This is a genomic window from Okeania sp. SIO2F5, from assembly GCF_010692685.1.
In the GTDB taxonomy this organism is placed as follows: Bacteria; Cyanobacteriota; Cyanobacteriia; order Cyanobacteriales; family Microcoleaceae; genus Okeania; species Okeania hirsuta.
In genome coordinates this window covers 1-9920 of record NZ_JAAHGU010000203.1, presented here as the reverse complement: position 1 = coordinate 9920, position 9920 = coordinate 1, and the positions used below count along the sequence as shown (strand labels likewise).

The window sequence follows — 9920 nt, the reverse complement described above, 5'->3', positions numbered from 1 at the left end:
GTAAACAATTTCAAGCTATAAACTGTAAATTATCAATACCATTACAGACATCCTTAAAACTTTAAGGTTTAGCGATCGCCTAATTTATGAAAAATACAGCTCATACAGTTACTTTTATATTACATTGCAAATATCTATGTAACATGTAAAGATGCCAGCGCTCATTGCTATATTTGAAGCTATTTTATCACTCTAATTTGTGTAAGTCCCATTATTGAATTCTCATTCCTGACTTCAGCGATCGCTATTTGAAAAGTTTTAATTATCAATTTCAGCTTCTAATTTTAAATTTTTCAACTTTGTCATCAACCTCTGACAAAAAACATCAAAAAAAGCCTCAATTAGCTAACGGAGTTTCAATAGTTTCAGCTTTCCCATGATAAAATTAATAGATAATAATCCAAGGGTATTTCTAACTTAATAAGATTTTTCAGCCCAAAACCATGATTATTTGGTTGTTTTTCAAGAAATTACCTGATATTTATTCAACAAAGATTGACTAATTTTCATCAGTTGCTCTAACAAGGGTTTGACGTAGTTACAAATATATGGTAAGAGTTAAATATCTTCCAAACTATAGCACTACATCTTTTAGTGAGGACGATAAATTTTAGTTATAGCAGTACGCAAATAGGTTAGGGCAATTGTAAACACTCAAACTCAATCAGGGATTACTTCTGACTTCTGACTTCTGACTTGCGCGTAGCGCTACAGAGCAACATATGATAATATCCATATCTGGAACTATTAATTTACTAAATAAGTATGTTGCTTCAAAATACACAAATGACTGCACAAGATTTCCTTGCACAACTTGATGAGATTATTGAAAAACAACATCTACTTAAGCATTCTTTCTACCAAATGTGGAATGAAGGAAAACTTTCTCTAGAAATGTTGCAAGAGTATGCTCAAGAGTATTATCTACAAGTTCATTATTTCCCCACTTATGTTAGTGCTACTCATGCAGCTTGTGATGATTTAGAAACTCGTAAAATGCTCTTGGAAAATCTCATGGAAGAGGAAATGGGAGCAGCAAATCATCCGGAATTATGGTTACGTTTTGCGGAAGGTTTGGGTGTAAAACGAGAGGCAGTTAAGAATAGGCAACATTTAGCAAAAACCAAGGAATCTGTAAGTATTCTCAAAGAGTTATCCCGCAGTGAAAATCCGGCAAAAGGTTTAGCTGCTCTTTATGCTTATGAGTCTCAAATTCCTGAAGTAGCTACTACTAAAATTGCTGGTTTGAAAGAATTTTATGGCATTAATTCTGAAGCAGCTTTAGCCTTTTTTCAAGTACATGAAAAAGCTGATGAAATTCACAGCCAAGTTACAAGAGAAGCATTAGTAAAAATGTGCGAAACTGATGTTGAAAAACAGGAAGCATTATCAGCAGCAGCTAAGGCAGTAGATGCTTTAAATTTATTGCTTGATGGTGTTTATGAAGAATATTGTCAAGCTGTAAATTAACTAAATTTACAATCAAAAGTTTTAAATAATTAGGTTACTGATGAGAGACTAGGGGTTTTGCATATCTGCCTCTAGTCTTTTGAATAGTAATTATTCAAATTGATTCTATATTATAACTTATTAATTGCTCCTTGAGGCATATTTCCTGATAAAACTTGAATAATATTTTTAGCTGCTTCAAGAGCAATATCATGGCGAATTTCATCAACAGCGGAACCTATATGAGGTGTAAAAAAAGTCTGATTTTTCTCGGTTATTAATGCCTCACAAATGTCTTGAGGACGATGAGGAATTGCCCAATCTTCCATCTCAAATACATCAGCAGCATATCCAGCTAAATGTCCTGATTGAATTGCTGAGGCGATCGCTTTCTCATCTACAACTGACCCCCGACAAGGATTAATTAGGAAACTATTTGGTTTCATCTTAGCTAAGGTATCTTGATTAATCAGATGATAGGTATTAGGAATTAAAGGTACCATTAAAACTACATAATCACTACTTTTTAAGAGTTCTTCTAAAGACACTCTAGAGATTTTCCAGACAGTTTCTTGTTCTACAGATAAAGGAATAGGATCGGTGTAAAGTAAATTCATTTCAAATCCTACTAATCTTTGAGCTAAAGCTTTTCCTAATTTTCCCATTCCCACAATTCCTAGAGTTTGATTTAATAACCCCCTACTATAAAGTTGTGGTTTCCATCCTTGAAAATTACCATCACGAATTAGGCGATCGCCTTCTAACATTCGACGACCTAATCCAATTAATAAACCAATGGTTAATTCTGCTGTGGATGCTGCTAATAAATCGGGAACAATAGTGAACCAAATACCTCGTTTTGTACAAGCATTTATATCAAAATTATCATAACCTCTTAAAGCTCCTGCAATAACTTTTAATTGGGGACAAGCATCTAAAAAACTCGATTCAATATAGTCAGGCATAAATACCATTAAACCTTCAGCTTCTTTAGTTCGTTTGATAATTTCTTCACGAGATAATGTGTCTTGAGTTTGATTGAGAATAACATCACAACTTTGACTCAAATAATCAATAACTTCAGGATGAATCCAATGGGTAATAACAACTTTAGGTTTTTTATTCATAATGAGGAAGGAAGAAGGAAGAAGGAGGAAGGAAGAAGGAGGAAGGAAAAAGGAAGAAGGAAGAAGGAAGAGGGAAGAAGGAAGAAGGAGGAAGGAAGAGGGAAGAAGGAAGAAGGAGGAAGGAAGAGGGAAGAAGGAAGAAGGAGGAAGGAAAAAGGAAGAAGGTTGATTTTTAATAGTAAACATCAAAAACCGAGTTTCTGGCTTCGCCAGCGTAATACCACATTAAAAAAAAATGCTACAAAAAGATAGCTGCTCTAATTAATTTTAGATAGTTATATCTATCGTTTGGGTGCATCTCAATGCAAGAATAAAGCCAAAAATTTATAGTTTTTAGGCAACAGGCAACAGGGAATAGAGAATAGGGAATATATAGGAAAAAAGTATTTTTGCAAATATGAGATGCACCCTATAGTTTTTCCCTTTTTTTCAATATTTACTCCTTCTTCCTTCTTCTTTGTTCCCTCTTCCTTCTTCCTTCTTTCTTTGACTAGAATTAAATAAATTTTTGACGTAAATAATTACTTAAACTATCAACTAAAGTAACCATTATTAACACAACCAATAAGAGTGCGGAAACTTCCTCATATTTAAGTAAACGTAAGGCTCCAATAATTTCAAATCCAATGCCACCAGCTCCCACAGCTCCTAATACCATTGAGGCTCGAAAATTGTATTCCCAACGGTAAAAAGTCACGTCAGCGATTTGAGGAAAAATTTGAGGAAAAATACTATGAAAAATAATTTGTAAATGATTAGCACCCGCAGATTTTGCAGCTTCAATCGGAGAATTATCTGTATGTTCTATAGCCTCAGCAAAGAATTTTCCCACCATACCAATTGAATGAAATCCTAATGCTAATACCCCAGGAAGTGTGCCAAATCCAACTGCTGCTACAAAAAGAATTCCTAGAATTAATTCAGGAATTGCTCTAGCTATATTTAAAATCATTCTTGATAGGAAATAAACAAAAGGATGAGGTGTAGTATTACGAGCTGCTCCTAAAGAAAGGGGAAGAGAAAGAGCAATAGCCATACCTGTTCCAGCAATACTCATAGCAATAGTATCAACTAAAGGTTTAATCCAGTCTAGAGCGCGACTAAAATCTGGCGGAAACATTTCTCCAACCATGCCAATTAAGTCAGGAACCCCCTCAGATAACCGTTGTCCATCAAGTAATCCCACACTCCCAAAGCTCACTAAAATAATGCCTAACAAAGTCAATGTTTTAGTCAAAGAAATATACCAACTTCTTTGTTGTTGACGGAGCAAACTATCAAATTTATTAGAAGTAACCATTATTTCAGTTATCAGTTATCATTTATCAGTTGTCAGTAAAGATAATTTTTAGAAGAAAATTGACTAATTTTTGTAAACATTCAGCGGTCAGCGGTCAGCCATCAGCCATTAGTTATTGCTTTTCGTTTTACATAAAAGCTTCATTGAAACTTGAGCTGCTTAAGAGCAGGGTTTAGAATTAAATATTACTACACTAATCCGGGTCTTATAGCTGATAGCTGATAGCTGATAGCTGACAGCTTATTTATTATTTACTCAATTCAGCAAAATCAAGATCGAGTAATTTTCCTAAGTCTCTCACCACATTATAATCTTCATCTGTAATTGATTGAAATCCATCTGCTTTAAATGGTTTTAGTATCGCTTCATCTTCTAATTCTAAAAATGCCTGTTGAATTTGTGTTTTAAGTTCAGGTTCTAAATCAGAACGCATTGTCCAAGGATATTGAGGAAAAGGTTTAGATTCAGCAATAATAATTACCTTATTTTTATCAATTGTTCCCCTCTCAACTAAGGCAGTGAAAATGGGTTTGCTCAACCCTCCCGCTTGTGCTTTTCCATTAGCAACAGCAACAGCAACAGCATCATGGGCACCCGCAAAAACTTCTTCATAATTTTCCCCTGGTTTTAATCCTTTTTCCATTAACATTGACTTGGGAATTAAGTGACTAGAAGTAGAAGCTTGATCGCCATAGGCCATGACTTTTCCTTCTATTTTTTCATAGGAATCAATTCCTGATTCTGCATTACCAATAACTAGAGCTTGATAAGTGGTTTTTCCATCTTTTTCTAAAGCAGCAAAGGGTTCAATATTACTTTTAGTTTTGGCTAAAACGTAAGATAATGGACCAAAATATGCTAAATCTAAACGTCCTTTGCTAGCCACTTCAATCATGGAAGAATAATCAGTACTGACAAATAATTCAATATCTTTACTGAGTTTATTTTCTAAATAAGTTTCAAGTCCTTTATTATTTTGAATGACAGTAGCTGCAGATTCATCTGGTAATAAAGCAACAACTAATTTCTCAGGGTTAGCTTTTGTATCTGCTTGTGTAGGCTGATTTTCTGTACTTGATGTTTGAGTATTAGAATTACTACAACTAACTAAACCTAACCAAGCCAAAAAAACCACTATCAAAAAATTTTTTTTGAGGATTAAACTTAACATAATCTTTCTTGACTAAACAATTAATGAGTAAGCATTCAGCTATCAGCTATCAGCCATCAGCTATGAGTTATTAATTCATACTTTTTGGAAAGAAGAATTAGTCTCCAATCCAAGGAGAATTAAAAATCATCATCTGACTACTAATAGCTGTTTGCGCAGCAGTCCGCAGGAAATACTCACATCAATGAAATTATAAGTCTTGTCTATCAAAAGTCAATCCCCTTTTTTTCTAATGTGTTATACATAACATTTATGCAGTTGTACTTAAAGGTAGAGTTTGATATATAGCAATCAGGAATCAGATGTGAGAATTGAGGTTTTCCTTTAAAGCTATAGAATATAGCAGTTATCTTATTCTTATGTATTCGTTTTTTCCCTATTCCCTATTCCCTATTCCCTATTCCCTAAAGCAACAGTCTCCAATATCTCACAACTAAAATCATATTGCTATATAGCAATTCCCAAAGTTATGAGGTAAAGTTGTTTTTCTTCTTTTCTATTCCCTATTCCCTGTTCCCTGTTCCCTTTGATAAATTTCTTCAAGTTGTTGGTTTTTAATCTCTGAAGGACTACCATCAAAGAGAATAGTCCCCTTACCTAATCCAATAATACGATCGGCATATTCTAAAGCTAAATCAACTTGGTGTAAACTAACTAAAGCTCCAATTCCATCTTCTTGACAAATCTTTCGTAAATTGGATAAAACCTGATGAGAACTGGCAGGATCTAAACTAGCGATCGGTTCATCAGCTAAGAGAAATTTAGGTTTTTGGGCCAAAGCACGAGCAATTCCTACTCGTTGTTGTTGTCCTCCACTTAAAGCTTTCACAGGTGTTAAAGCTTTGTCTAATAAACCTACTCTTTCTAGACAGTTTAAGGCAATATATTGATCTTTTTTAGGAAGAGGAAATAAACTTCTCAGGGTAGAATGATAAGCTAAACGACCTACTAGAACATTTTTCAGAGCTGTTTGTCGAGGAATTAATTGATGTTGTTGAAAAATCATTCCTGTCCTTTGACGATGTTTTTGTAATATTTTGGGGTGATGTAAATTACTGTTACCTTCAGTAATGACTTGACCACTTGTAGGATGAGTAAGAAAGTTTATACAGCGTAAGAGGGTAGATTTTCCCGCCCCAGAAGACCCTAAAATTACCGTGAATTCCCCTTGAGTAAATTCAACAGAAATGTTCTGTAAAGCTATTGTGCCATCTTGGTAAGTTACCCCCAGATTATTCAGAGAAATCATAATGTTTGATTAGTTAAATGATTAATTAATTTTTCCTAGAGTTTACTTTTTATATCAATATTTGGTCAAGTATATAGCAATTCCCAAAAAGTGTGAGGTACAAAATTCCTTGGTTTTAGGGAGTAGGGAGTAGGGAGTATTCAACAATTAATAATTAATAATTAATTATTACCTCTCCTTGAAAAGAAGAGGATTGACTCAAAGGAAATTTTTTTCTTGTTTCTCCTTTAAAGGAGAGGCTTTAAACCTTAATTATTCGGTAATTCTGGTTTTATAGGAATCGATAAATAAGAAAAAAACTGTACCTCATTAGCTTGGGAAACGCTATATTTTGTGAAATTTTTGTCTAAATATCCCCAAGTTAAGTATCTATATTAAACTTCTCCATAAAATAGGGAGTAGGAATAAATAATTGATGTATCTAGTGTCGCTACGCGGAAGTTAAAAGTTAAAAGTCAAAAGTATTGATATATTGAAAAAGTTTAGGCAAGCTATAACCTTCAAAAATTGATGAAAAAATAAACCTGAGTATTTCAAGGTTATAGCTTTAACTGGAGGTATACCAATTTGATAAATGTTTGCTACAAATAGCTAGGGGAATTTTTTAGGTGTCAACCCACCCCTAACCTCTCCCAGGAGGGGAAGTCAGGAGTCAGAATGAATAGCTTCGATACCATTTATTAGTTAAAAACTTATCTTATTAGTCAAAGAGACATCTCCTTTCAACAATTAATAATTACCTCTCCTTGAAAACAAGAGAATTGACACAAAAGGGAAAATTTTTTCTTCTCTTGGTCGATTGGATATGGCGAGGAAACCCGCTCTTGACAGAGCCGCTCCGAAGATCGCCATCCCACCCTTCGGGAAGCTGCGAAGAGAGAACTCCGTTCCGCTGTCGCGAACGACCGCTTTTTTCTCCTTTAAAGGAGAGGTTTTAAACCTTAATTATTCGGTAAAATATTTTGACTCCCCTTATTATTCGTAATATTCTTTTTTCAAATTTATAGTACTAATAACTGATAACTGAAATAACATGAATGAAATTAAAATTCAAAGGCAATACGATGAACTTGCTAATATTTACGATTTACGCTGGCGTAATTATATAATTAATACTCTTACCTTTCTACATAACTGGCAGGAAATTGAGCCACAAGCAAGTATTTTAGATGTTGCTTGTGGCACTGGGGAATTTGAAAGACTTTTGCTTGACAAAAATCCAAAACAAGAAATTATAGGAGTTGATATATCTGAAAATATGTTAAATGTAGCTAGGAAAAAATATCAGGCTTATTCTAACGTTAAGTTTCAACAAGCATCTGTTCATTCATTGCCATTTAACAGTCATTCTTTTGATGTAGTTGTATGTGCTAATTCTTTTCATTTTTTTGACAAATCTCAAGTAGCATTAGGAGAAATGAAACGGGTGCTTAAACCAAATGGTAAAGTAATAATTCTTGACTGGAACAAAGATTATTTTGTCTGTAGAATTTGTGACTGGTTATTACAAATTTTCGATCCTGCTCATCAACAATGTTATACCCAAGCAGAGTTACATCAGTTATTAGTATCTGCTCAATTTGAAGTGCATTCTGCAACTAAATTTCGTTTAGGAATTATTTGGGGAATGATGGCTGTAACCGCATTCTTTAGGAGTCAGTCCTCAGTCCTCAGGAGTCAGTAGAAATAGCCTATATATCATTTATTAGAGTTATTAGAATAAAACTATGTTTTTAGTCTAAACTCCAGTTTCTAGGTAAATTTTTCTAACTATTGACGAAATTCACGGAGTAAAGCATTCTCTCCTTTTTATCCTCGTCTGGTGAGAAAATTTAAAATAACTGACTTGGATAATATTGGCAAAAAATTTTACTTTTTTTGCTCCTGATAACTCCCTTTTTCCAAACAATAAATAAATAAGTTTTCCCCATCAAATATCCATATTTATCTGACACCTAAAGCGGCATAAATTGTTAAACTATCTAAAGAACTGCTGGTAATATCAATCTCTATTGCTAAATCTGGAGGTGGGTCGCGATTAAAATCATAATTAATTTTACCTCGTACTAATTCCTCATTGGTGATGTAATAACATTCATCAGGTTCAACTCCTTTTTGCAAATCTTTTCGACTTAATGTTGTCGAACCAAGACTCGATATTTCTAATCCTAATACTTCTGTCGTTGTTTGTACCAGTCGTCCTAAAAAACCTTTATTAATTTCATGTTCTGGCAAGGGATTCGTAATTTCTAATGTACCTTTGTCGTAGGTCAATTTTTTACTAGGATTTTCTGCTAAATCTAACAATAATGCTTGATAGGTTTCCCATCTAATTCCGATTAATAGAGTTGAATTTTCTGGTTTTAATAATGTTTTATTCATGGTAATTTCAGTTAGGGGAGCTTTCAAAGTCCCCCTTTCAAAGGGGGATTTAGGGGGATTTTAAATTTGCTTCGTAACTATGGGAATTGCTGCTGCTCAGTTGTCAGATATTCAAATTAATTAATTTTACCTTCAGTTTGTAGGTTGGGTTCCTGATTTGAGATGAGGGTTGGTTTCCCAACCCCTACGGTAATGTTTTCTGATTTTTTGGCACTATGAGGGGTTAGACCCCTAACTGCAACGTTATAGTTTTTGTAGGTTGGGTTCCTGATTTGAGATGAGGGTTGGTTTCCCAACCCCTACGGTAATGTTTTCTGATTTTTTGGCACTATGAGGGGTTAGACCCCTAACTGCAACGTTATAGTTTTTGTAGGTTGGGTTGAGGTAACGTTAGCGCAGCTTATCCGAAGGATAAACCCAACTCTAACTACCTGTTTTGAATTTGGTATGGCTTTGTTGGGTTTCACTGAGTTCTACCCAACCCTATTACAAATTAATTAATGTCACTTATCGCTATATTTGTCAAAGGAAATTCTAGGAGGTTGAATAGAAAAGTTGAAGTACCTCACAACAATAGGTGGCAATGGAATTTTTTAATGGTGTGTAGAGGGAGAAATGGATTATCAAAAACTGATAACTGATAAGGCGGCTGAAACGTTTATATTTTAAAGTCTACAAGTCTATGCGCGAAAGAAGAGATCAAATTGTTCCCAATCACCCGAATACCAAGGAGGTACACTAATTTCCAAAGACGATAGCCGATCTAAAGTGCCCACAGGGAGATGCCCTATGTAATGGGTATCCAAGCTAAAAGTTAGGTCTGAGTAATACAACCATTTTCCTCCTTTACGCCATCCGACTTCGTTACCGAACGCTTCCCATAGTTCTTTATAAGACTCTTTCCTACCAAGCAAACTCTGATAAATTTTCTTTTGCACAGAAAAGCCAAACTTACCATCACTATATTTGATCCAAAGTTGGTCTATTTCTCTAAATATTGAAAGTGAATAAACTTTATAAATACCAAATTTACTAGTATCCTTGAATGCCACTACTTGATAAAAAATAAATATAGCAATGAGCGCTGGCATCTTTACATGTTACATAGATATTTGCAATGTAATATAAAAGTAACTGTATGAGCTGTATTTTTCATAAATTAGGCGATCGCTAAACCTTAAAGTTTTAAGGATGTCTGTAATGGTATTGATAATTTACAGTTTATAGCTTGAAATTGTTTAC

General features: G+C 34.2%; 9 protein-coding genes. 3 read left to right on the top strand and 6 right to left on the bottom strand.

What is annotated here, in order from left to right; translation table 11 throughout:
- Positions 1-786: 786 nt before the first annotated feature.
- The gene (locus F6K27_RS31075; RefSeq protein ID WP_287279692.1) at positions 787-1470 is read left to right on the top strand and encodes a CADD family putative folate metabolism protein; all 684 of its coding nucleotides are present in this window, start codon (positions 787-789) and stop codon (positions 1468-1470) included.
- Between the two features lie 110 nt (positions 1471-1580).
- Here F6K27_RS31075 and F6K27_RS31070 read toward each other — a convergent pair whose 3' ends face one another.
- Positions 1581-2576 carry a phosphonate dehydrogenase gene (locus tag F6K27_RS31070; RefSeq protein WP_287279691.1) on the bottom strand — a complete coding sequence of 332 codons (996 nt, stop codon included), beginning with the start codon at positions 2574-2576 and terminating at the stop codon, positions 1581-1583.
- Here F6K27_RS31070 and F6K27_RS31065 point away from each other — a divergent pair.
- Complete coding sequence (locus F6K27_RS31065; protein ID WP_287279690.1) at positions 2544-2828, top strand: hypothetical protein; 285 nt, start codon at positions 2544-2546, stop codon at positions 2826-2828. The two genes, F6K27_RS31070 and F6K27_RS31065, sit on opposite strands and share 33 nt — an antisense overlap.
- A 244-nt stretch (positions 2829-3072) precedes the next feature.
- Here the strand turns inward: F6K27_RS31065 and phnE are convergent, their stop codons facing one another.
- From phnE to phnC, 3 genes are all read right to left on the bottom strand, one after another.
- A complete protein-coding gene (gene phnE / locus F6K27_RS31060) occupies positions 3073-3876 on the bottom strand; it encodes a phosphonate ABC transporter, permease protein PhnE (protein ID WP_192901080.1) in 804 nt (267 codons plus the stop codon).
- A 247-nt stretch (positions 3877-4123) separates the two neighbouring features.
- On the bottom strand, positions 4124-5047 hold the full coding sequence (phnD, locus tag F6K27_RS31055) for a phosphate/phosphite/phosphonate ABC transporter substrate-binding protein (RefSeq protein WP_287279689.1): 924 nt from the start codon (positions 5045-5047) through the stop codon (positions 4124-4126).
- Between the two features lie 496 nt (positions 5048-5543).
- Positions 5544-6296, bottom strand: a complete 753-nt coding sequence (gene phnC, locus F6K27_RS31050; RefSeq protein ID WP_287279688.1) for a phosphonate ABC transporter ATP-binding protein — start codon at positions 6294-6296, stop codon at positions 5544-5546.
- A 1033-nt stretch (positions 6297-7329) separates the two neighbouring features.
- Between phnC and F6K27_RS31045 the strand changes: the two genes are divergently transcribed.
- On the top strand, positions 7330-7980 hold the full coding sequence (locus F6K27_RS31045; protein WP_287279687.1) for a class I SAM-dependent methyltransferase: 651 nt from the start codon (positions 7330-7332) through the stop codon (positions 7978-7980).
- Between the two features lie 260 nt (positions 7981-8240).
- On the opposite strand, the gene F6K27_RS31040 is transcribed toward F6K27_RS31045, so the two are convergent.
- On the bottom strand, positions 8241-8678 hold the full coding sequence (locus F6K27_RS31040; RefSeq protein WP_287279686.1) for a Uma2 family endonuclease: 438 nt from the start codon (positions 8676-8678) through the stop codon (positions 8241-8243).
- A gap of 680 nt (positions 8679-9358) precedes the next feature.
- The gene (locus F6K27_RS31035) at positions 9359-9769 is read right to left on the bottom strand and encodes a GUN4 domain-containing protein (RefSeq protein WP_287279685.1); all 411 of its coding nucleotides are present in this window, start codon (positions 9767-9769) and stop codon (positions 9359-9361) included.
- Positions 9770-9920 lie beyond the last annotated feature (151 nt).

Excerpts from the sequence above, each read along its gene's own strand:
- F6K27_RS31075 (WP_287279692.1), top strand. The coding sequence starts at position 787 with ATGACTGCACAAGATTTCCTTGCACAACTTGATGAGATTATTGAAAAA.
- F6K27_RS31065 (WP_287279690.1), top strand. The coding sequence starts at position 2,544 with ATGGGTAATAACAACTTTAGGTTTTTTATTCATAATGAGGAAGGAAGA.
- F6K27_RS31070 (WP_287279691.1), bottom strand. The coding sequence starts at position 2,576 with ATGAATAAAAAACCTAAAGTTGTTATTACCCATTGGATTCATCCTGAA.
- phnE (WP_192901080.1), bottom strand. The coding sequence starts at position 3,876 with ATGGTTACTTCTAATAAATTTGATAGTTTGCTCCGTCAACAACAAAGA.
- phnD (WP_287279689.1), bottom strand. The coding sequence starts at position 5,047 with ATGTTAAGTTTAATCCTCAAAAAAAATTTTTTGATAGTGGTTTTTTTG.
- phnC (WP_287279688.1), bottom strand. The coding sequence starts at position 6,296 with ATGATTTCTCTGAATAATCTGGGGGTAACTTACCAAGATGGCACAATA.
- F6K27_RS31045 (WP_287279687.1), top strand. The coding sequence starts at position 7,330 with ATGAATGAAATTAAAATTCAAAGGCAATACGATGAACTTGCTAATATT.
- F6K27_RS31040 (WP_287279686.1), bottom strand. The coding sequence starts at position 8,678 with ATGAATAAAACATTATTAAAACCAGAAAATTCAACTCTATTAATCGGA.
- F6K27_RS31035 (WP_287279685.1), bottom strand. The coding sequence starts at position 9,769 with ATGCCAGCGCTCATTGCTATATTTATTTTTTATCAAGTAGTGGCATTC.